A 20,983-nucleotide genomic window follows, 5' to 3' on the forward strand; every position below is an offset into this window, starting at 1 on the left:
CTCGGCCCCCTTTCGTCGTTCGGCTCCACACCCTCGGCCGTACGGGGAGGGCCGCGCCCGGTGGCGTCGCGGACCCTCCCGTACACGTCACGTCATCCGCGGTTGCCGGAGACGGTCTCGCGGGCCGCCCTCAGGGACTCCTTGAGCGAGCCCATGGTGGCGAGGACGGCGGTCGGCTCGTAGCCGCAGTGCGCCATGCAGTTGGCGCAGCGCGGGTCCTTGCCCCGGCCGTACTTGTCCCAGTCGGTCTCCTCGATCAGCTCCCGGTAGGTGGGGACGTAGCCGTCGCTCATCAGGTAGCAGGGTCGCTGCCAGCCGAAGAGCGAGTAGTTCGGGATCGCCCACGCGGTGCAGGGGAAGTCCACCTTGCCCTCCAGGAAGTCCAGGAAGAGCGGCGAGTGGTTGAGCCGCCAGCGGCCCCGGTTGCCGCCCGCGAAGGCCTTTTTGAAGAGTTCGCGGGTCTGCTCGACGCCGAGGAAGTGCTCCTGGTCGGGGGCCTTCTCGTAGGCGTACGCCGGGGAGATCATCATCTCGTCGACCTGGAGGTCGTCGTTGAGGTAGTTGAGCACCTCGATGATGGTCTGCGGGGTGTCGGTGTTGAAGAAGGTCGAGTTGGTGGTGACCCGGAAGCCGCGCCGCTTGGCCTCCTTGATCGCCGCCACCGCCTCGTCGAACACGCCCTCCTTGGCGACGGATTCGTCGTGCCGCTCGCGCAGCCCGTCGATGTGCACCGCGAAGGCGAAGTACCGGGAGGGGGTGAAGTTCTCCAGCTTCTTGCGCATCAGCATCGCGTTGGTGCAGAGGAAGACGTACTTCTTCTTCGCGACCAACTGGCGCACGATCTCGTCGATCTGAGGGTGCATCAAGGGCTCGCCGCCGGCGATGGAGACCATCGGCGCCCCGGACTCCAGGACGGCGCCGACGGCCTGGGCGACCGGCATCCGCTGCTTGAGCACACCGGCCGGGTGCTGGATCTTTCCGCAGCCCTCGCACTTGAGGTTGCAGGCGAACAGGGGCTCCAGTTCGACGATGAGCGGGAACTTGTCCCGCTTGCGGAGCTTCTGTTCGAAGAGATAGGTCCCGACCCGGATGGTCTGACGGAGCGGCATGGCCATAACTCGCTCACCTCCTGGGGAGCAGCAAAGAACGGTGCCATTCGAAGAATGCGGGAAGGACGGCACGAAGTACACGGAACGCCGATATTCCCCCGCGTACCGTGCCGATCCGGACCAGTTCATGTTCTGGAGCGTCCACGACCACCCGTACGGCCGCAACCGGACGCGGTCCGGCCGCCAGCGCGGTACGGAGCGTGGCGGCGGACTCCATGTCGACCGCGATGGCGCCGGTGGCCGCGAGATCGGCCCGCTCGTGGCCCCGGACGACGTGGTCGGAGCAGGTCAGGGGGCCGGTGTGGACGGTGCGCCCGGGCAGCGCCCTGGTCAGGGCCTTCACCAGGAGCTCTGTCCCGACGCAGGCCGTGACGGCGCCGGGGCCGTCCGGTGCGTCAGGGCCGTCCGGTGCGCCCGCCGCGCCCGGGCCGCCCCGGGTCTCGTCGGCGACGATCAGGTCTCCGGGGTGCATCCCGGGGGCGAGCCCGGCGCAGAAGCCGGAGGCGATGACGGCGGCGTCGCGCCAGGGCTCCCGGTCCAGGGCCTGGGCGACGCCCCGGCGGGCGTGGACCGGGCCCATGCCGGTGCGCACCACGGTGAAGGGGCCGGGCGCGCCGGTCCGGTCACCGCTGCGCAGGGCGAGCTGCTCGATGCCGAGCGCGCAGGCGATCAGCAGCGGCGGTGCGGAGCCGGCCGGTGGCCCCGGCTCTTCGCCCATCAGGCCTCCCTGATGACGGTCGGTTCGCCGTTCACGTAGCGGCCGAGGGCCGTGAGCGGGAAGACCTGCCGGTAGAGGTGGTAGTTGATGGAGAAGTCCCAGGGGAAGCCGGTTCCGGTGAAGTACGGCTCGTCCCAGGAGCCGTCCGCGTTCTGTGTCGCGGCCAGCCAGGCGATGCCCCGTTCCACCGCCTTGCTCTCGCGTCCGTCGGCCGCGAGGAGGGCGAGCAGCGCCCAGGCGGTCTGCGAGGCGGTCGAGGCGGGGCGCCCGAGCCAGGGCTGCGGCTTGTACGACCGCAGGTCCTCGCCCCAGCCGCCGTCCTCGTTCTGTACGGACTCCAGCCAGGCGACGGCCCGGCGGATCGCCGGGTGGGAGCGGGGCAGCCCGGCGGCGGTGAGCGCCGGAACCACCGAACCGGTCCCGTACACGTAGTTGACGCCCCAGCGTCCGAACCAGGCGCCGTTCGGCTCCTGTTCGGCGAGCAGCCACTCGACTCCCCTGCGGGTACGGGGGTGCTGGGCCCTGCCCTCGTAGGCGAGCATCTCCACCACATGGGCGGTGACATCGGCCGAGGGCGGGTCGACGACCTCGCCGAAGTCGCAGAACGGCAGCCGGTTGGGGAAGGGGCTGGTGTTGTCGGCGTCGAAGGCGGCCCACGCGCCGTTCTTCGACTGCATGCCGAGGGTCCAGCGGCCGCCTCGCGCGATGGCCGCCTCGGTCCTGGCGGGGTCGGGGTGCTTGACGCGGCGCAGCGCCAGGATGACCTCGGCGGTGTCGTCGATGTCCGGGTAGTTGTCGTTGTGGAACTCGAACGCCCAGCCGCCCGGGGGCAGTCCGGGCCGCCTGACGGTCCAGTCGCCGGGGCGGACGATCTCCTCGCCGAGCATCCAGTCGGCGGCCCGGACGAGCGCCGGGTGGTCGGCCGGGAGGCCCGCGTCGGCGAGGGCGATCGTGGCGAGGCAGGTGTCCCAGACGGGCGACTGGCAGGCCTCGATCATGCGCGATCCGTCCTCGCGCCGGACGGCGAACCGGTCGAGCGACTCGAGTCCCGCCCGCATGACCGGGTGTTCGAGGTCGTAGCCGAGCAGGCGCAGGGCGATCAGGGAGTAGACGGCGGGGGGCTGGATGCCGCCCCAGCAGCCGTCGTTCTCCTGGCGTTCGACGATCCAGCGGGCGGCGACGTTCATCGCGGCCTTGCGCAGCCGGCGCGGGGCGACCTTGTGGTAGACGTGCAGGGCCTTGTCGAGCCGCTGGAAGGCGCCGTCCCAACTCGCGGCGGGCGCGAGGGGTTTCACCGGGTTCGGCCGCTCCGGGTCGGTGTGCAGCTCGTCCAGCGGGAAGGGCGCGGGCCGCACCGGCCGCTTGGCGGAGACCACGGTGAGCGGCACGATGGTCTGCCGGGCCCAGCAGCCGAAGTCGTAGATGTTGAGCGGGAACCACTTCGGCAGGAAGATCAGCTCGGGCGGCAGCTCGGGCAGGTCGTCCCACTTCCACCAGCCGAAGAGCGCGAGCCAGATCCGGGTGAAGACCCGGGCGGCCGCGATCCCTCCCTTGTCCCGGATCCAGGCCGCGGCGCGGGCCATGTGCGGGTCCTCGGGCCGGTCCCCCGCCAGGCGCAGCGCGACGTAGGCCTCGATGGTGGTGGAGAGCTCGCCGGGTCCGCCGTAGAAGGTGGCCCAGGTGCCGTCCTCGCGCTGCTCGCCGCGGATGTACAGGGCGGAGGCGCGGGTGGTGGCCTCGTCCCGGATGCCGAGGAACTGGCGCAGCAGGAGGTCTTCGGCGTCCATGGTGACGTTGGTCTCCAGGTCGCCCTTCCACCACCCTTCCGCGTCCTGGCGGCCGAGCAGGTGGGCGATGGAGCGTTCCGTCGCCCGCGCGGCCGCCTCGTCGAGGTCGCCGGGGGCGTGTGTGGTGGTGTCGCTGGCCGCGGTCGTCCGGGGGCGCATGGCCCCGGCGCTTCCGTCGGTCGTCGCTGTCATGGCTTCCCCTTCGTGCAGGCGGTGTACTGGTGTGTACGTTCTGCTTCACTCGGGTCTGCCGTCGGCCGGTGCACTGGTGGCACCGGCCGGCGACCGCGCACTCATATCAGGGTGATGGTGATCATCTCTTCCGTACGACGACGAAGTCGGCGAGCGCGGTGAGCTGGGCCCGGACGCGCTCGGGCATGTCCACCTCGTGCAGGGCACGGACGGCGATGGTGTGCTGGCGGCGGGCCTCCTCGGAGGTCCACTCCCGCCCGCCGGCCTCCTCGATGAGGGCCGCGCGGGTGGCGAACTCCTCCTCGGAGAAGGTGTCGAAGTCGTTGCTCTTGGCGTCGGCGGCGAGCAGTTCGCCGAGCCGCTCGGAGGCCGGTCCGCCGGCCGCGAGGGCGGCGACGACGGGCAGGGACTTCTTGCGCTGGCGCAGGTCGCTCCAGGTCTGCTTGCCGGTGGACTCCGGGTCTCCCCAGATGCCGAGGAGGTCGTCGACGGCCTGGAAGGCGAGGCCGAGGTGGTAGCCGTACTCCTCCAGCTTGTCGGCCGTGCGGTCGTCGGCGCCGCCGAGGACGGCGCCGATGGAGACGGCGCAGGCGAGCAGGGCGCCGGTCTTGTTGCCCTCCATCTCCAGGCACTCCTCGACGGTGACCCGCTCGCGGTGCTCGTAGGAGATGTCCTGGGCCTGCCCGTCGATGAGCTTGCGGGTGGCGGTGGTCAGCCGGCGGGTGGCCCGGCCGGCCTCGACGGTGCCGAGTTCGAGCAGCAGCTCGTTGGCGAGCGCGAAGAGCGCGTCGCCGACGAGGATCGCCTGCGCGGGGCCGTGCACCTTCCAGACGGTGTCGCGGTGGCGCCGCTGCTCGTCGCCGTCCATCAGGTCGTCGTGCAGCAGCGAGAAGTTGTGGACCAGCTCCACGGCGACGGCGCCGGGGACGCCCACCTCGGGGGCGACACCGGCGGCCTCGGCGGAGAGCAGGGCGAGGGCGGGGCGTACGGCCTTGCCGCTGTCGGCGTCGGTGGGGTTGCCGTGGGCGTCGATCCAGCCGAAGTGGTAGGCGGCGACGGTGTCCATGGGCGGGGCGAGCCGGTCGACGGCGGCCTTCAGGACGGGGGTGGACAGGGTCCGCCCGCGCTCCAGCAGAGCGGTGACGTCCGCGGTGTCGACGGCCGGGTTCACCGGGGGCACAGTCGGCACGGTCTCTCCTCTTGTTCCAGTACTCACACTCATGCCGCCTCCTGCAGCGGATGTTCATGGCGGCGGCCGAGGGCGGAGAGCGCGGCGCCCGCGGCGCTGAAACCGCTGCGGACGGCGCCCTCCATGGTCGCGGGCCAGCCGGTGGCGGTCCAAGCGCCGGCCAGGTACAGGCCGGGGGCGTGGGTGCGGGCGGCGGGGCGGAGCCGCCGGACGCCCGGGGTGGGGGCGAACGTCGCCGTCCGCTCCCGGGTGACGAAGAAGTCGCGGACACCGGCGCCGCGCGCGGCGGGCAGCAGCCGCTCCAGCTCCGGGAGGTAGCGCTCGCGCAGGGCGGCGACGGGCGCGTCGATCTCGTCCTGGGCGGCGGACTGCGAGACGGCCAAGTATTGGCCGCCGCCCTTGAGCCCTGAGGAGTCGGTGCGGTCGAAGACCCACTGCACCGGGGAGCCGAGTGCGGTGAAGAAGGGCTGCTTGAGCACCTTGCGGTCGTAGACGACGTGCACGTTCAGGATGGGCGCCGTGCCGATGTCGAGGAGCCGGTCGGGGTCGTCGAGGGCGCCTTCGGGGAGCAGTTCGCGGGTCTCGCGCTGCGGGACGGCGAGGACGACGGCGTCCGCCTTGAGAGTCTCCCCCGGTACGTCGACGGCCCAGCGGCCGTCCTCCGTACGGGAGATCCGCTCGGCCTTGGTGCGCAGTTCGGTGCGGACGCCGAGGGAGTCGAGGGCCTTGCGGGCGAGGGTGTCGTGCAGCTCGCCGAGGGGCACGTGGGCCCAGCCGATGTCGGCGGCGCCGGGCTCGGAGAGCAGTCCGGTCTTGAAGACCATGGCGGCCAGGCCCATGGAGGCGTCCGGCGCGGTGGCGTTGAGGGTGGCGACGCCGACCAGGTCCCAGAGGGCCTCGATGGCGCGCGGGGACTGGCCGTGGCGGCCGAGCCAGGTGGCGAAGTCGATGCCGTCGAGGGCCGGGTCGGCGGGGTCGAGGCCCTTGAGCGCGAGCGCGGCGCGGCCGACGCTCGCCCGCTCGGCGAGGGAGAGGTGCGGATAGGTCGCCAGGCTCCTGGCGAGGTGCAGCGGTACGGGCAGGTTGGTGCGCCGCAGCCGGCCGAGGCGGGGGCCCCGGGGGTGGGCGACGTCCAGGACGGGCACGTCGAGCCGGTCCTGGAGGGGTGCGAGGTGGGCGCCCTCGACCCGGTCGAGGAACCACCGGTAGGCGGTGCAGCAGCGCAGGTAGACGTGCTGCCCGTTGTCGACGGTGAGTTCGCCGCGGCGGAAGGAGAACGCCAGCCCGCCGAGCCGCGGACGGCCTTCGAGGAGCGTCACGCGCAGCCCGGCGTCGGCGAGTTGGAGAGCCGTGGTGACTCCGGCGAGCCCGCCGCCGACGACGACGGCGTGCGCCGCGGCGCCGTCCCGGCCCGTCTCACGCTCGGTCATGCCGCCTCCCCTCGGGCCGTCGCAGGCAGGGACGCCGTCGTACGGCGCGGGGTTGCCCGGTGCCGGGCCGCGGACCGTCGCATCAGGCACGCCTCCTGACGGTCCGTCGGGAGACGTGGCGGGTGTCGAGGCCGGAGAGGCCGCGCACGGCGACGTACGCCTTCTCCCGGCCGGGCAGGGAGACACGGCCGCGCAGCACCGCCTCCGGGTCGCGCTCGATCCGGTCGAGGAGGCGGCGGTAGATCCCGGCCATCGCGGCGACGCAGGCGCCGCTGCGCCGGTCGAGCATGGGCAGGAGCCGGTAGCCCTCGGCGAACAGGGCGCGGGCGCGGCGGACTTCGAAGTGGACGAGGCCCGTGAAGTCGGATCCGGCGGGCGGGGTCTCGCTCCCGAAGCCGTCGCCGCAGCCGAACTTGGCGAGGTCGTCGGCGGGCAGGTAGGTGCGCCCGTTTCCGGCGTCCTCGCGGACGTCCCGGAGGATGTTGGTGAGCTGGAGCGCGAGGCCGAGGGTGTCGGCGTACTCCGAGGCGCGTTCCACACCCTGCGCGCCCGGCTGCGTGCCGAACACGCCGAGCGAGAGCCTGCCGATGGCGCCCGCCACGCACCGGCAGTAGACCTTGAGGTCGTCCCACGTCTCGTACGTCTCGCCGCGCACGTCCATGAGGACGCCGTCGATGAGCTCGTCGAGGCCGCCGAGCGGGATCGGGAAGCGCCGGGACGCGTCGGCGAGGGCCACGGCGACGGGGTCGGTGTCGTCCTCGTCGACCTTGTCGTGCCGCACCCGGTCCAGGAGCGTGCGGGTCGCCTCGAGACGCTCCCGCTTGGCCTCGGGCGCGAGCGGGCCGTCGCCAATGTCGTCGACGCGTCGCGAGAACGCGTACAGCGCGGACATGGCCTGTCGCTTGTCGGTCGGCAGGAGCCGGATCCCGTAGGCGAAGTTGCGCGCCTGCTGTCCGGTGACCGCCTCGCAGTAGCTGTACGCGGCCTGCACCGGCGCCGACGTCTCCGTCTGTCCCTCCACGGTCCGGCTCACCCCTCTCTCCGCGCTCGCAGCAGGACCGTTCCCGCTTCGCGCATCAGACTCGGCTTCGTGGGCTTGGGGGGCGCCGGCAGGACGTCGAACCCGGCGGCGGCGATCGCGTCGAGCGCGGCGAGTCCGCCTGCCGTGAAGCCGGCGAGGAGCAGCCGCAGTCTGCCGCGCACGCTGCCGACCAGCGGGGTGCCGTCGCGCAGCAGGGTGCGGGCGCGGTCGGCCTCGAAGGCGATCAGGGCGCGGACCGAGGCGTTCGCGGTCGGCCGGGCGAGGTCGTCCTCGGTGACGTGGAAGCGCTTCATGTCCTCGGCGGGCAGGTAGATCCGGTCCCGGCCGAGGTCCTCGGAGACGTCCTGGAGGTGCTCGACGATCTGGAGGGCGGTGCAGACGGCGTCGGAGCGGCGGACACGCTCGGGGGTGGCGGTTCCGGTGATCCCGAGGACGAGCCGGCCGACGGGGTTGGCGGAGAGTTCGCAGTACGCGAGGAGGTCGTCGTACGTCTCGTAGCGGCGCACCAGCTGGTCCTGGCGGTTGGCCGCGATCAGGCCGAGGAAGGGCTCGGGGGTGAGGCCGCGGCTGCGCACGGTCGGCTGGAGGGCGCGGAGCAGGGGGTGGTGCGGGGTTCCGTCGAAGACCCGCATCAGGTCGGCCTCGAAGGCGTCGAGCAGGGCGAGGCGGTCCTCGGCGCGTTCGGGGGCGACGCCGAGGTGGCGGGCGTCGGCCCCGCCGGGTGCGAGGTCGCCGTCGCCGATGTCGTCGACGAGCCGGGCGAAGCCGTAGACGGCCATGAGGTCGTCGCGCCAGGCGCGCGGCAGGAAGAAGGGGGCCACGGGGAAGTTCTCGTCCGCGGCCTTGTCGAGGGTGGTGCGCGAGGAGGCGTCGGGGCGCACCTGCCGGGTTCCCGTCACTGGCCGCTGCCCGACGCGGGGACGGCGACACCCTCGTGGAGCTGGAGATTTCGCGTCATGGCCGTCACATCTCCTGTTCTACACTGCCGATCCAATCCATCCTATTTCGGACACGCCACCGGTCCGCCACGGACGGCCCACCGCCTGACGCCCGAGGATGCCTAGGGGTTATCGACCCACTTGCCACGAATCAGCACCGCTACAGCTTACGTTGTACAACGCCGAGTGCCTCGTCGGGGTGCCGGGCGCTTTGCGAAAAGAACACCCGGAACGTCAACCCGCCCCAGGGGAACGGAAGTTCAGCTTCCCACCCGCGCCCGGCCGGCGCGGGCCCCGGAGACGACCAGGGCGAGGGTGGACTCGACGACGTCGGCGCGGCGCTGCTCCGGGAGGCCGCCGAGCGGGCCGTCGAGGAGCAGAAGTGACAGTCCGTGCACGGCCGACCACGCGGCGGCCTCCGCGGCGGGCCGGGCGCGCCGCGGGATGCGGCAGGCCCCGATCAGGGCGTGCACGGCCTCCGTGAGCAGGGCGAACGCACGGATCTCGGGTTCGGGTTCGGCGGGGCGGCCGAGCGGCACCCAGGCGTCCCCGCAGGCCGCGCGCGGGGTGCAGAAGGCCGCCCGGTAGAGGCCGGGGTGCTCCAGGGCGAAGCCGACGTACCCGCGGCCGAGGGCGGCGAGGCGCAGTTCGGCCGCGACGGTGGGGTCGTCGGCGCCGGGGACCCGCTCGGCGGCCCGCTCCATGGAGTCGGCGAGCGCCCGCTGGGCGTGGGTCTTGACGGCCTTGAGCAGCTCTCCCCTGCCCTCGAAGTGCCGGTAGGCGGCGGTGGGCGAGACCCCGACCCGGCGGGCCGCCTCGCGCAGCACGACGCGTTCGGGACCACCTTCGGTGGCGAGGTCGACGGCGGCACAGATCAGCGCGTTGCGCAGATCGCCGTGGTGGTAGGTCTTTCCCCCGGTGATCGCTGCCATGGGCTCATCCTGCCCGATGTTGACCGCATGAACATTCCAGGTCGGAGGCGGCGAGCGGGCCGGGGAACGCGAAGGCCCCCGCCGGCTCGGCGGGGGCCTTCGTACGGGGTGCCGACGGGCTACCTCGCGGTCTCGCGCTCGTACGCCCGCATGACTTCCTCGGTGGGGCCGTCCATCAGGAGTTCGCCCTTCTCCAGCCACAGGACGCGGTCGCAGGTGTCCCTGATCGACTTGTTGCTGTGGCTGACCAGGAAGACCGTGCCGGCCTCCTTGCGGAGCTCCCGGATGCGCTCCTCGGAGCGGATCTGGAACCTGCGGTCACCGGTCGCCAGGGCCTCGTCGATCATGAGGACGTCGTGGTTCTTCGCGGCCGCGATGGCGAACCGGAGCCGGGCGCCCATGCCGGAGGAGTACGTCCGCATCGGCAGGCTGATGAAGTCGCCCTTCTCGTTGATGCCCGAGAAGTCGACGATGCTCTGGTAGCGCTCGCGGATCTCGTCCTTGCTCATGCCCATGGCGAGGCCGCCGAGGATCACGTTGCGCTCACCCGTGAGGTCGTTCATCAGCGCGGCGTTGACGCCGAGCAGCGAGGGCTGGCCGTCGGTGTAGACCTTGCCGCTCTCGGTGGGGAGCAGGCCGGCGATGGCGCGCAGCAGGGTGGACTTGCCGGAGCCGTTGCTGCCGATGAGGCCGATGGCCTCGCCCCGGTAGGCGGTGAAGGTGACCCCGCGTACGGCGTGCACCTTGCGGACGCCGCGGGAGACCTCGGCCTTGCCCTTGCCGACGATCCGGCTGAGGGCCGCGGTGGCGCTGCCCTTGCCGCCGCCACCGGTGTTGACCCGGTAGACGATGTGGACCTCGTCGGCGATGACGGTGGGAACGCGTCCCTGGGTGGTGTCAGCCACGGCCGTACCTCTCCTCGGCCTTCCAGAAGTAGACGAAGCCGCCGATGCCGACGGCGAGGGCCCAGCCGAGGGCGGTGGCCCAGACGTGGGTCGGCAGGTTCTCGGCACCGTAGCCGTCGATCAGCGCGAAGCGGATCAGGTCCATGTAGACCGCGGCCGGGTTGTACATGAGCACGTCGGCGATCCAGGCCGGCTTGTCCGAGAGCATCACCGGGATGGAGAACATCACGCCGGAGGCGTACATCCAGGTGCGCATGACGAACGGCATCAGCTGGGCGAGGTCGGGCGTCTTGGAGCCCATCCTCGCCATGATCATGGCCAGTCCGACGTTGAACACGAACTGCAGGAACAGCGCGGGGACCAGCAGCAGCCAGCTCAGCGAGGGGTAGCTGCCGAAGGCGATCGCGACGGCGGCCAGCACGATCATCGAGTACAGCAGCTGCTGAAGCTGCTGGAGCGCGAACGAGATGGGGAGCGTGGCACGCGGAAAGTGCAGTGCCCGGACGAGCCCGAGGTTGCCCGAGATCGCCCGCACACCCGCCATGACCGAGCTCTGGGTGAAGGTGAAGACGAAGATCCCGGTCACCAGGAAGGGGATGTAGACCTCGGTGGTCATGCCCCGGCCGGCTTCGAGGATGAGACCGAAGATCAGGTAGTAGACCAGCGCGTTCAGCAGCGGGGTCGCCACCTGCCAGATCTGACCGAGCTTCGCCTGGCTGTACTGCGCCGTCAGCTTCGCCGAGGAGAAGGCGAGGATGAAGTGGCGCCGCCCCCAGAGCTGGCGGATGTACTCGAAGAACCCGGGCCGGGCCCCGCTGACCGACAGACCGTACTTGGTGGCCAGCTCGGCCGCGGTCAGGCGGTCGTCGACGGATGGCGGGGCGCTCGTCGCGACCGCACCGTCGTGGGTTGTCTCACTCACAGGTCGGAACTTTCGTATTCAGATGCGCGGTGGTCAGGCACCACGTGTCAGACGACGGGCGGGCGTCCCAGTCGGGTCAGCCGCCACACCGTACGCCATTTCATGGGCCGGCGCGGTCCGCAGGGGGTGGCCCAGCCTTCGCGGAAACCGCCGAGCCACGCCTTGAGCGCGGGGCCCGAGGGACGCCGCGCGAGGGTCAGGAGCAGCCAGACACCGAGATAGACCGGAACCAGGAGTGCGGGGAGGTTGCGCCGGGCCAGCCATACCCGGTTGCGGGCCACGTTGTAGTGGTACGTCGCGTGCCGGGACGGTGGCGTGGTGGGGTGGAGCAGCACCATGTCGGAACGGTAGTCGATCATCCAGTTGGCGTCGAGGGCCCGCCAGGCAAGATCCGTCTCCTCGTGCGCGTAGAAGAACTCGTCGGGCAGACCGCCGACTTCGTCGAGGACCTGGGTGCGGACGGCGTTGGCGCCGCCGAGGAAGGTGGTCACGCGCGAGGACCGCATCGGGTCGGCGGCGCGCAGCCGGGGGACGTGCCGGCGCTGGGTGAGACCGGTCTCCGGGTCCGCGATCCGGAAGCTGATGATGCCGAGCCGCTCGTCGGCCGCGAAGGCCTCGCGGACCAGCTCGGCGGTGTCGCCGCGCTCGAGCAGTCCGTCGTCGTCCAGGAAGAGCAGGGCGTCGACGGGACCGCAGGGGCCCCCGGGGCCGAAGGCCTCGATGCCGACGTTGCGGCCGCCGGGGATGCCCAGGTTCTCGGGCAGGTCGATGGTGTGGACGCCCTCGGGCACCCCCGTGACGGGGGCGCCGTTGCCGACGACGACGACCTCGACCGGGTCGCCCTCCTGCTTGGCCACCGACTCGAGCAGCGCGCGCAGGTCGTCGGGGCGGTTGCCCATGGTGATGATGACGGCGCCCAGCTTCATCGGCGTCCTCACGCTCGTCCCCCTGCTCGTCGTCATGTCGCTCGTCCGCCCGCTCCTGGCCATGTCAGCCGGTCCTCACTTCAGCCGGCTCGACGCCAGGATCGACACCAGGTGCAGCACCGTCTGGAGGAGCGCGATGGCCGCGAGGACCGCGACACCGAGGCGGGTGAAGAACAGGTCGCCCCGGACCGTGTCGAGGATCGCGAGGACCAGGATCAGCAGGGAGGCCTCGATGCCGAGGACCAGGCGGTGGAACTTCAGCGCCGCGGCCGCCCGGCGGGCGAGGGCCATGCCGGAGGAGCGGGGCTCGCTCGCCGCCTCCTTGACCGGCGGCATCCCGCCCTGGTGGCGGGCGACGCCGACGAGGTCGGTCTCCGCCTTGATGAGGATCGCGCCGAGCGCGGCGAGGGTGCCGAGGAAGGCCCACAGCCAGTCGATCCGGCCGCCGCCCCACAGGTCGGCGGCGCGCAGCCCGAAGCCGACCAGGACGGCCGCGTCGCACAGGTAGGCGCCGACGCGGTCCAGGTAGACGCCGGAGAGCGAGAACTGCTTCTTCCAGCGGGCGACCTCGCCGTCGACGCAGTCGAGCAGCAGGTAGAGCTGGACGGCGACGACACCGAGGACCGCGCCCCAGATGCCCGGCACGAGCAGGGCGGGGGCCGCGAGGACGCCGCAGATCGTCATCACGTACGTCAGCTGGTTCGGCGTGATCTTGGTCTTGACCAGGTGACGGGTGATGCGCAGCGAGATCTCGCGCATGTACAGGCGGCCGCCCCAGTGTTCACCGCTGCGCCGGTCCTTCACACCGGCCGGGTGCACGACCGGGCGGAGCTCAGCTACCGATGGCTTTTGCATAGTCGGCGTACGCGTCCCTGATCTGGTCGTCGGAGAGTTCGAGGTGTTCGAGGATCGTGAAGCGGCCGGGGCGCGTCTGCGGGGCGAAGGACACGGCGCGGACGAACTCGTCCACGCTGAAGCCCATCTCCTGCGGGGTCACGGGCAGGCCGTGACGGCGCAGCGTCTCGACGATCTGGAGCGAGCCCTCGGCGGCACCGCGCAGGTGCATCGCGAAGGCCGCGCCGAGCCCGCACTGCTCGCCGTGGCTGGCGGCGCGCTCGGGGAAGAGCAGGTCGAAGGCGTGACTGATCTCGTGGCAGGCGCCCGAGGAGGGCCGGCTGTCGCCGCTGATCGACATGGCGATGCCGGACATCACCAGGCCCTCGGAGAGGGTGACGAGGAAGTCGTCGTCGCCGACGCCGCCGGGGTGGCGCAGGACCGCCTCGCCCGCGCTGCGGGCCATGGCCGCGGCGAGGCCGTCGACCGGCTCGCCGGTCTCCCGGTGCGAGAGCTCCCAGTCCGCGATGGCGGACAGGTTCGAGACCGCGTCGCCGATCCCGGAGCGGACGAAGCGCACCGGGGCGTCCCGGATCACGTCGAGGTCGATGACCAGCGCGATCGGGGTCGGCACACCGTAGGAGCCGCGCCCGTTGTCGTTGTCCAGGGTGGAGATCGGCGAGCAGATGCCGTCGTGCGACAGGTTCGTGGCGATGGCGACCAGCGGCAGCCCGACCCGGGCCGCCGCGTACTTGGTGACATCGATGATCTTGCCGCCGCCGAGGGCGACCACGGCGTCGTACCGCTTGCCGCGCATCGCGTCGGCGAGCTTGACCGCCGCGTCGATCGTGCCGCCGTCGACCGGGTACCAGTCCGCGCCCGGCAGCTCGGGCGCGAACTGGTCACGCAGCTTCAGGCCCGAGCCACCGCTGATCGCGACGGCGATCCGCCCGTTGCTGGAGATCCGCTGGTCCGCCAGGAGGCCGGCGAGGTCGTCCAGCGCTCCCCGGCGGATGTCGACGACGACCGGCGAAGGGATCAGCCGGGTCAGTACTGGCACGCGATCTCACGGCCCTTCGCGAGGTCGTCGTGGTTGTCGATCTCGACCCACTTGACGTCGCCGATGGGCGCCACGTCGATGGTGAAGCCGTCGTCGACGAGCTTCTGGTAGCCGTCCTCGTAGTAGAGGTCGGGGTCGCGCTCGAAGGTGGCCTTCAGCGCGTCGGCGAGCGCCTCGGCGGCCTCGGGCTCGATGAGGGTGACACCGATGTACTCGCCGGTGGCGGTGGCCGGGTCCATGAGCTTGGTGATCCGCTGGACACCCTTGCCCTCGGCCGTGATGACCTTCATCTCCTCGTCGGCGAGGTTCTTCACCGTGTCGAGGGCGAGGATGATCTTCTGGCCGTCGCCGCGCGCGGCGAGCAGGGTCTTCTCGACGGAGACCGGGTGAACGGTGTCGCCGTTGGCGAGGATCACACCGCGCTTGAGGACCTCACGGGCGCACCACAGGGAGTAGGCGTTGTTCCACTCCTCGGCCTTGTCGTTGTCGATCAGCGTGATCGACAGGCCGTACTGCGCCTCGAGGGCCTCCTTGCGCGCGTACACGGCCTCCTTGCGGTAGCCGACGACGATGGCGACCTCGGTGAGGCCGACCTCCGCGAAGTTCTTCAGCGTGAGGTCGAGGACGGTGGTGTCACCGTCGACAGGCACGAGGGCCTTCGGAAGCGTGTCGGTGTAGGGGCGCAGACGCCGTCCGGCACCGGCTGCCAGTACGAGGCCAATCATGCTGTTTCTCCTTCGTCATGTACGGCAGGTGCTCCGGAGGACACCCAGAAACGGATGGACTCCACGAGCACCACGAGCGCGATGGCGACCGCGAGGGCGGTGAGCGCCAGGGCGAAGTCGTCGCCCCGGCTCGCCAGCAGGGCGGCGAGGACCGTCACCAGCAGGACGCGGCCCTCGTGCCCGCCGATGGTGCGCACCAGCCAGGTGGGCGGGGCGCCGGTGCCGCCGCGGATGCGGTACACCGTGTCGTAGTGATGGTAGGCGACGGCCGCCACGAGCCCGTAAGCCGCGGGCAAGGCACCGTTCACCTCGGAGCGGGCGGCGAGGATCAGGACAAGCCCGTACTCGGCGGCCCGGAAGATCGGGGGGACGAGCCAGTCGAGGGGCCCCTTGAGGGGGTGCCCGACGGCGATGCCGGCGGCCAGGACGTACACCACGGCGGCCAGGACGACCCAGTAGCTGCCGACGCTCTTGTCGCCCGCCTCCACCAGCAGGATCGCCGCTCCGACGGCCGCGGCCAGCGGGGCGGTCCAGCGGCCCCGGGTGCTGCCCGGCGAGTGCGCGATGAACTGCGCGATCGGGCCGCTGTCCGCCAGGTCGGCGAGCGCCTGGGCGGCTCGGTCCGACCGCTTCGCCTTGCGGGTCAGCGAGCGGAGCACGCGGCCCGCGGTGGTGTAGCAGGCGCCGAAGGCGCAGCCGATGATCAGCGCCCAGAAGGTGATCCGGGGGGTGGTGACGGCGGTGAGGACCGCGATCATGGCCCAGCGTTCACCGATCGGCAGGATGATCATCCGGCGGACCCAGACGGTCCAGCCGACGCTGTCGAGTCGGCTGGAGAGCGCGGCGGTGGGGCTGGTATTGGCCGTGGCGTCGTGGTTGGCCTCGTTGAACGAGAAGTCCACGACGTGCCGGCAGGTCATGAGGACCATCGCGCCGAGCGCCAGCGCCCAGACGTCGTCGCCGTTGCGGGCCGCGCCGAGGGCGAGGCCCGCGTAGAAGGCGTACTCCTTGGCGCGGTCGAAGGTGGCGTCGAGCCAGGCGCCCATCGTCGAGTACTGCAGGGAGTAGCGGGCGAGCTGCCCGTCGGTGCAGTCCAGGACGAAGGAGACGAGGAGGAGCACCCCGGCGGCGATGTATCCGCCGCGCTCGCCCGTGGCGGCGCAGCCGGCCGCGACGAGCGCGGTGAGCAGCGAGGCCGTGGTGACCTGGTTGGGGGTGAAGCCTCGCCGGGCGCACCAGCGGGCGATGTAGCGCGAGTACGGGCTGATGGCGAAGGTGGTGAAGAAGCCGTCGTGGGCCTTGACCGCGGAGCGCAGTCGTACGGCCTCGTCGTCGACGGCGGCGACGGCGGCGCGGGCCTCGTGGCGGGCCTCGGCGTCGGTCGGCACGGCGGCGACGAGCGTGCCGAGCGCGGGCCGGTGCACGGCGACGCCGTCGGCGTCGAGGGCCTCGGCGAGGGCGTCGGGCAGGCTCTCGCCGGTGGCGGCGGGCGCCGCGGGGGCGCCGGGCACCGTCGCGTACGCGTCGGTCAGCGCACGGGCGAGCGCGGGGCGGGCCTCGGGCTGCGCGCTGAGCGCGCCGGGCGCCGCGGCGGCGGGGAAGCGGGGGTCGGTCAGGGCAAGCCGCAGGGCGTGGAGGTGTCCGACGAAGCGCGGGTCGACGACGGCGACCCGTTCACCGGCCGGTACGGCGGCGAGCAGCGCTCCCGTGTCCTGCGGGCCGGAGGCGACCCGGACGTCGAAGCCGAGCGACCGCAGATCGCCGTCGAGCGACGATCCGGGTACCGGAGGACCGGTGAGGATGGCGGTCGACAGACGAACTCACTCCTTGGAGCTGACGGGCGGGCCCTCGGGCCTCACGGCACGGCCCCGGGCACGGCGGCTCGGCCCGGCATCGGGCGGCGGCACGTCGGCTGAGGCTATCGGATGAACATGACCGGAGTTCACCGAGGCTTTGCGGGGCGGATTCCCCCGGGCCCACTCGAATCCTTCCGAGTGCGCCAGGCCCCACGGAGATCATCATGGGTGATCGACCCGCCGCCCCACAAACCGCATGTGAGGGCCGTCCCTACCCACCTTCTCGCGCCGTACCGCCGAACGCGCATCACCGCAGGTCAGAGGATATGACAACGGTGTTCAGTGCCGTGTTGCGCATACCCCCCACCCGTAGTTCACTGGCGAATCGGAGCGACTCGCGGTGACGCGAAACACGGGATTTCGATACGAGTTCGACACGAGGGAGAGGCGACGTCATGGGGGCTGGACACGACCACGGGCACAGCCACGGAGGACCCCCGCCCACGGGGACCGCGGCGGCTGCCTACCGGGGCCGGTTGCGGATCGCGCTCGCGATCACGCTGTCCGTGATGGTGGTCGAGATCATCGGCGGCATCGTCTCCGACTCGCTCGCCCTGATCGCCGACGCGGCCCACATGGCGACCGACGCGGTCGGCCTCGCGATGGCGCTGCTCGCGATCCACTTCGCCAACCGCCCGCCCACCGAGAACCGCACCTACGGCTTCGCGCGGGCCGAGATCCTCGCCGCCCTCGCCAACTGTCTGCTGCTGCTCGGCGTCGGCACCTATGTGCTGTACGAGGCGATCCAGCGGTTCATCGAGCCCGCCGAGACCAAGGGCGGTCTGACGATCATGTTCGCGCTGATCGGTCTGGTCGCCAACATGGTCTCGCTCTCCCTCCTGGTACGCGGCCAGAAGGAGAGCCTGAACGTGCGCGGCGCCTATCTGGAGGTGCTCGCGGACGCGCTCGGCTCGGTGACGGTCCTCGTCTCGGCCGGCATCATCCTGGCCACCGGCTGGCAGTACGCCGACCCGATCGCCTCGATCCTGATCGGCCTGATGATCGTGCCGCGCACGATCAAGCTGCTCCGCGAGACGCTGGACGTCCTCCTGGAGGCGGCTCCCAAGGGCGTCGACATGGCGGAGGTCCGCGCGCACATACTGGCGCTGCCGGGCGTCGAGGACGTCCACGACCTGCACGCCTGGACGATCACCTCCGGCATGCCGGTGCTCTCCGCCCACGTGGTGGTGGACCAGGCGGCGCTCGACTCCGTCGGCCACGAGAAGATGCTGCACGACCTTCAGGGGTGCCTGGGCTCCCACTTCGACGTGGAGCACTGCACCTTCCAGCTGGAGCCCGTGGGGCACGCCGCGCACGAGGCCAAGCTCTGTCTGTGAGTTCTGGCCGTGGGCGCTGTCCGTGAGCCCTGTTAGGCTTGATCGACACGCGTTCGAACCGAGTGCGTGAGACGCGTGAGGTGAGAGAGGAGCTGAGGTTGATGACCGTCGCGATGGAGGCTGCCCAGTGCGGCAGCGCCCGGTCCAGCTTCAGCTTCCGGGTCCTCGGCTGACCTGATCCCGGTTCTTCCGAACCGATCACCCGTCGGCCCGGGGCCCTCTCACAAAGGGTTTCCCACGTTGTCCGACAACAACAACGCATCTCACGACGCCTTCTGGGCCCTGCACCACGGCCTTCCGCGCCAGGGTCCGGGCTCCGACGCCACCACCCGCCGTCTGCTCGTGCTCTCCGGTCCGCTCCCCGAGCGGCCCCGTGTGCTCGACCTCGGCTGCGGCCCCGGCCGCTCCGCGCTGCTCCTGGCCGCCGAGGCCGGGGCGGAGGTGACGGCCGTCGATCTGCACCAGCCGTTCCTCGACGAGCTGCGCCGGGCGGCCGACGCCCGCGGGCTCGGCGACCTGATCCGTACGCTCGACGCCGACATGGGCGCGCTGCCGTTCCCCGACGGGTCCTTCGACCTCGTCTGGGCCGAGAGCTCCGCCTACGCCATCGGCTTCGACACCGCCCTGCGCTCCTGGCGCCGACTCCTCGCCCCCGGTGGCACCCTCGTGCTCACCGAGTGCGAGTGGACGGTGGACGAGCCCAGCCAGGAGGCCCGCGCCTTCTGGGACGAGCACTACCCGCTCCGCACCCGGTCCACGAACACCGCGGCGGCCGTCGAGGGCGGCTATCACGTCCTCGGGGTCGTACCGCAGCCCGAGAGCGACTGGGACGAGTACTACGGTCCGCTCGCCGAGCGGGCCGATGCCGCCGATCCCGGCGCTCCCGGCATGGACCGGACCCTCGCCTCGACCCGCGCGGAGCTCGCCATGCGCCGCGACCACGGCGGCGAGTACGGCTACACCGGATACGCCCTGCGGCCCGCCGACCCCCGGTGGCGGACGCGGGCGGAGACCGCCGCCGACATCCGTTCCGTATGGGACATCAACGCGGCGGCCTTCGAGACCCGGGGCGAGGCCGATCTGGTCGACGCCCTCCGCGCGGACGCCGGGGCCTGGCTGCCCGGGCTCTCGTTCGTGGCCGAGGCCCCGGACGGCTCGATCGCGGGGCACGCGCTGATCACCCGCTGCCACGTCGACGGTGTTCCGGCCACGGCGCTCGCGCCGGTCGCCGTCGCACCGGAGTACCAACGGCAGGGCGTCGGGGAGGCCGTCACCCGGGCGGTGCTCGACGCGGCGCGGCTGCGCGGCGAGCGGCTCGTCCTGGTACTCGGCCATCCGGAGTACTACCCCCGGTTCGGGTTCGCACCCGCGTCTGAATATGGAATCCGGCCGTCCTTCGACGTGCCGGACGAGGCCATGAGGGCGCTCGTCCTCGACGGCTCTCACCCGGTCCCGTCGGGCACGATCCAGTATCCGGCGGCCTTCGGCGTCTGACGCCCCGCCCGCTCCCGCCGCTCCGGTGTACTCCGGAGTGGTGGGAGCGGGCCATGTCCGGCCTCCTGAAGTACGGACAAGCGGCTTTTGTACGGCAGACTGAGGGAGCCCCTCCGGGCCGAGACCGAAGCGAAGGACGGTTATGCCGACCACAACAGCCAGCGTGGCTCACACCTCGTCGAACGGTGTCCAGCCGACGGGAGCCCAGGCGTCGATCATGCTCGAACTGGTCGACGAGAACGGCATCACCATCGGTACGGCGGAGAAGCTCGCCGCCCATCAGGCCCCCGGGCAGCTCCACCGGGCCTTCTCCGTCTTCCTCTTCGACGAGGCCGGCCGGCTGCTGCTGCAGCGGCGCGCGCTCGGCAAGTACCACTCCCCCGGAGTCTGGTCCAACACCTGCTGCGGCCACCCCTACCCGGGGGAGGCGCCGTTCGCGGCCGCCGCCCGGCGCACGTACGAGGAGCTGGGGATCTCGCCCTCGCTGCTCGCCGAGGCGGGCACGGTCCGCTACAACCACCCCGACCCGGCCTCGGGCCTGGTGGAGCAGGAGTACAACCACCTCTTCGTCGGCATGGCGCAGGCCGAACTGCGGCCGGACCCGGAGGAGGTCGAGGAGACCGCCTACGTGACGGCGGAGGAGCTGATGGACCGGCACGCGAGCGCGCCGTTCTCCGCCTGGTTCATGACCGTCCTGGACGCGGCGCGTCCGGCGATCAAGGAGCTGACGGGTCCCGCCGGGGGCTGGTGATCCCGGGCACGGCCGGGGGGAGCGCCGACGGCGCCTCCCCCGGCGCCGCGTACCCCGGGATCAGGGGCAGCGCGGCCCAGATGATCTTCCCGCCGCTCGCGGTGTGCTCCACGTCGCAGGCGCCGCCGGACTCCAGGGCGATCTCCCGGACCAGGAGCAGCCCGCGGCCGCCCGTCTGACCGTAGTCCGCCTCCAGCGCCTTGGGGCGGTACGGATGGTTGTCCTCGACGGACACCCGGATCCACTCCGCGCCGATCGCCACCTCCACCGCCACCTCGGGGGAGAGCAGCGCCGCGTGCTTGACGGCGTTGGTGACCAGCTCCGAGACGATCAGGAGCAGGCCGTGGACCGTGTCGTCGTGGACCGGCACTCCCTGACGGACCAGCAGGTCCCGTACAGCGTGCCGGGCCTGCGGAACAGAGACGTCGACCGCGGGAGCGGTGAAGCGCCAGACCCCTTCGTAGGACGGTGGCCGTGCGGGGACGCTCCCGCTCTCCATAGTCCGGCTCCCACCCTCGTGCTCGATTGTCGCCACACGTCAAGTCTTGGCAATGCGCAGGTCCAGACCGGGCTACTGACCAGAAGTCGACACTTATCGACCACAAATTGATCGGGTGAGTATGCCAACGTCAGTTGTTCGACCGCTCCTGACGCTCCGTTGACACCTTCGGAGGGGTGCCCGGCGACTCGTCCGGTGCGGCGGTGGCCCAGCGGTGCGACGACGCCGACGATACGCCGACCTAGGGCCTGTCGTTTGGATCAGGCCGGATCAGGGAGCGGGGTCTGGTGCGTGCGATCGCAAGGCGGAGGAGGGAGTCAACGCGGAGCGTTGGCGA

20 protein-coding genes are annotated in these 20,983 nt (G+C 71.7%); 4 read left to right on the plus strand and 16 right to left on the minus strand.

All coding sequences use genetic code 11. The features are described from left to right. Nucleotides 1-92: 92 nt before the first annotated feature. The 15 genes from hpnH to ACWCO8_RS07645 form a co-directional block, all read right to left on the minus strand. Nucleotides 93-1,115, minus strand: coding sequence for an adenosyl-hopene transferase HpnH (gene hpnH / locus ACWCO8_RS07575; RefSeq protein ID WP_451031413.1), 1,023 nt, complete (start codon nt 1,113-1,115; stop codon nt 93-95). Nucleotides 1,116-1,122: 7 nt separating this feature from the next. Beyond that, complete coding sequence (locus tag ACWCO8_RS07580; protein ID WP_451031414.1) at nt 1,123-1,827, minus strand: phosphorylase family protein; 705 nt, start codon at nt 1,825-1,827, stop codon at nt 1,123-1,125. Then, entirely contained in the window at nt 1,827-3,806 is a 1,980-nt protein-coding gene (shc, locus tag ACWCO8_RS07585; protein WP_451031415.1) for a squalene--hopene cyclase, read from the minus strand. The genes ACWCO8_RS07580 and shc overlap by 1 nt, the downstream gene beginning before the upstream one ends. 121 nt (nt 3,807-3,927) lie before the next feature. After that, on the minus strand, nt 3,928-4,986 hold the full coding sequence (locus ACWCO8_RS07590) for a polyprenyl synthetase family protein (protein WP_451031447.1): 1,059 nt from the start codon (nt 4,984-4,986) through the stop codon (nt 3,928-3,930). Between the two features lie 38 nt (nt 4,987-5,024). Then, complete coding sequence (hpnE, locus tag ACWCO8_RS07595; RefSeq protein ID WP_451031416.1) at nt 5,025-6,425, minus strand: hydroxysqualene dehydroxylase HpnE; 1,401 nt, start codon at nt 6,423-6,425, stop codon at nt 5,025-5,027. Between the two features lie 82 nt (nt 6,426-6,507). Further along, nucleotides 6,508-7,458 carry a presqualene diphosphate synthase HpnD gene (hpnD, locus tag ACWCO8_RS07600; protein ID WP_451031417.1) on the minus strand — a complete coding sequence of 317 codons (951 nt, stop codon included), beginning with the start codon at nt 7,456-7,458 and terminating at the stop codon, nt 6,508-6,510. Continuing rightward, complete coding sequence (gene hpnC, locus ACWCO8_RS07605; protein ID WP_362002694.1) at nt 7,455-8,366, minus strand: squalene synthase HpnC; 912 nt, start codon at nt 8,364-8,366, stop codon at nt 7,455-7,457. Before hpnC ends, hpnD begins: the two co-directional genes overlap by 4 nt. Before the next feature lie 299 nt (nt 8,367-8,665). Continuing rightward, nucleotides 8,666-9,337: a TetR/AcrR family transcriptional regulator gene (locus ACWCO8_RS07610; protein WP_451031418.1), complete on the minus strand. Its 672-nt coding sequence runs from the start codon at nt 9,335-9,337 to the stop codon at nt 8,666-8,668. 119 nt (nt 9,338-9,456) lie between these two features. After that, nucleotides 9,457-10,242: an ABC transporter ATP-binding protein gene (locus ACWCO8_RS07615; RefSeq protein ID WP_362002690.1), complete on the minus strand. Its 786-nt coding sequence runs from the start codon at nt 10,240-10,242 to the stop codon at nt 9,457-9,459. Continuing rightward, nucleotides 10,235-11,164: an ABC transporter permease gene (locus ACWCO8_RS07620; RefSeq protein WP_451031419.1), complete on the minus strand. Its 930-nt coding sequence runs from the start codon at nt 11,162-11,164 to the stop codon at nt 10,235-10,237. Before ACWCO8_RS07620 ends, ACWCO8_RS07615 begins: the two co-directional genes overlap by 8 nt. 47 nt (nt 11,165-11,211) lie before the next feature. Further along, a complete protein-coding gene (locus ACWCO8_RS07625; protein ID WP_362003195.1) occupies nt 11,212-12,090 on the minus strand; it encodes a glycosyltransferase family 2 protein in 879 nt (292 codons plus the stop codon). A 75-nt stretch (nt 12,091-12,165) separates the two neighbouring features. Continuing rightward, entirely contained in the window at nt 12,166-12,945 is a 780-nt protein-coding gene (locus ACWCO8_RS07630; RefSeq protein WP_362002686.1) for a CDP-alcohol phosphatidyltransferase family protein, read from the minus strand. Then, nucleotides 12,923-13,984, minus strand: coding sequence for an iron-containing alcohol dehydrogenase family protein (locus ACWCO8_RS07635; RefSeq protein WP_451031420.1), 1,062 nt, complete (start codon nt 13,982-13,984; stop codon nt 12,923-12,925). The genes ACWCO8_RS07630 and ACWCO8_RS07635 overlap by 23 nt, the downstream gene beginning before the upstream one ends. Further along, on the minus strand, nt 13,972-14,709 hold the full coding sequence (locus ACWCO8_RS07640; RefSeq protein WP_362002683.1) for a phosphocholine cytidylyltransferase family protein: 738 nt from the start codon (nt 14,707-14,709) through the stop codon (nt 13,972-13,974). Before ACWCO8_RS07640 ends, ACWCO8_RS07635 begins: the two co-directional genes overlap by 13 nt. After that, a complete protein-coding gene (locus tag ACWCO8_RS07645) occupies nt 14,706-16,466 on the minus strand; it encodes a DUF5941 domain-containing protein (RefSeq protein ID WP_451031448.1) in 1,761 nt (586 codons plus the stop codon). The genes ACWCO8_RS07640 and ACWCO8_RS07645 overlap by 4 nt, the downstream gene beginning before the upstream one ends. Here ACWCO8_RS07645 and ACWCO8_RS07650 point away from each other — a divergent pair. The 4 genes from ACWCO8_RS07650 (at nt 16,347) to idi (ending at nt 20,147) form a co-directional block, all read left to right on the plus strand. Next, nucleotides 16,347-16,625, plus strand: coding sequence for a hypothetical protein (locus ACWCO8_RS07650; RefSeq protein ID WP_451031421.1), 279 nt, complete (start codon nt 16,347-16,349; stop codon nt 16,623-16,625). The genes ACWCO8_RS07645 and ACWCO8_RS07650 overlap by 120 nt on opposite strands. A 335-nt stretch (nt 16,626-16,960) precedes the next feature. After that, nucleotides 16,961-17,902, plus strand: a complete 942-nt coding sequence (locus tag ACWCO8_RS07655; RefSeq protein WP_362002681.1) for a cation diffusion facilitator family transporter — start codon at nt 16,961-16,963, stop codon at nt 17,900-17,902. A gap of 240 nt (nt 17,903-18,142) precedes the next feature. Beyond that, nucleotides 18,143-19,396, plus strand: a complete 1,254-nt coding sequence (locus tag ACWCO8_RS07660) for a GNAT family N-acetyltransferase (RefSeq protein WP_451031422.1) — start codon at nt 18,143-18,145, stop codon at nt 19,394-19,396. Nucleotides 19,397-19,538: 142 nt separating this feature from the next. Further along, on the plus strand, nt 19,539-20,147 hold the full coding sequence (gene idi, locus ACWCO8_RS07665; protein WP_451031423.1) for an isopentenyl-diphosphate Delta-isomerase: 609 nt from the start codon (nt 19,539-19,541) through the stop codon (nt 20,145-20,147). On the opposite strand, the gene ACWCO8_RS07670 is transcribed toward idi, so the two are convergent. Then, nucleotides 20,113-20,646 carry an ATP-binding protein gene (locus ACWCO8_RS07670; protein WP_451031424.1) on the minus strand — a complete coding sequence of 178 codons (534 nt, stop codon included), beginning with the start codon at nt 20,644-20,646 and terminating at the stop codon, nt 20,113-20,115. The genes idi and ACWCO8_RS07670 overlap by 35 nt on opposite strands. Nucleotides 20,647-20,983 lie beyond the last annotated feature (337 nt).

It is taken from the genome of Streptomyces sp. NPDC001927 (genome assembly GCF_053594455.1).

Excerpts from the sequence above, each read along its gene's own strand:
- hpnH (WP_451031413.1), bottom strand. The coding sequence starts at position 1,115 with ATGGCCATGCCGCTCCGTCAGACCATCCGGGTCGGGACCTATCTCTTC.
- ACWCO8_RS07580 (WP_451031414.1), bottom strand. The coding sequence starts at position 1,827 with ATGGGCGAAGAGCCGGGGCCACCGGCCGGCTCCGCACCGCCGCTGCTG.
- shc (WP_451031415.1), bottom strand. The coding sequence starts at position 3,806 with ATGACAGCGACGACCGACGGAAGCGCCGGGGCCATGCGCCCCCGGACG.
- hpnE (WP_451031416.1), bottom strand. The coding sequence starts at position 6,425 with ATGACCGAGCGTGAGACGGGCCGGGACGGCGCCGCGGCGCACGCCGTC.
- ACWCO8_RS07610 (WP_451031418.1), bottom strand. The coding sequence starts at position 9,337 with ATGGCAGCGATCACCGGGGGAAAGACCTACCACCACGGCGATCTGCGC.
- ACWCO8_RS07625 (WP_362003195.1), bottom strand. The coding sequence starts at position 12,090 with ATGAAGCTGGGCGCCGTCATCATCACCATGGGCAACCGCCCCGACGAC.
- ACWCO8_RS07630 (WP_362002686.1), bottom strand. The coding sequence starts at position 12,945 with ATGCAAAAGCCATCGGTAGCTGAGCTCCGCCCGGTCGTGCACCCGGCC.
- ACWCO8_RS07640 (WP_362002683.1), bottom strand. The coding sequence starts at position 14,709 with ATGATTGGCCTCGTACTGGCAGCCGGTGCCGGACGGCGTCTGCGCCCC.
- ACWCO8_RS07655 (WP_362002681.1), top strand. The coding sequence starts at position 16,961 with ATGGGGGCTGGACACGACCACGGGCACAGCCACGGAGGACCCCCGCCC.
- idi (WP_451031423.1), top strand. The coding sequence starts at position 19,539 with ATGCCGACCACAACAGCCAGCGTGGCTCACACCTCGTCGAACGGTGTC.
- ACWCO8_RS07670 (WP_451031424.1), bottom strand. The coding sequence starts at position 20,646 with ATGGAGAGCGGGAGCGTCCCCGCACGGCCACCGTCCTACGAAGGGGTC.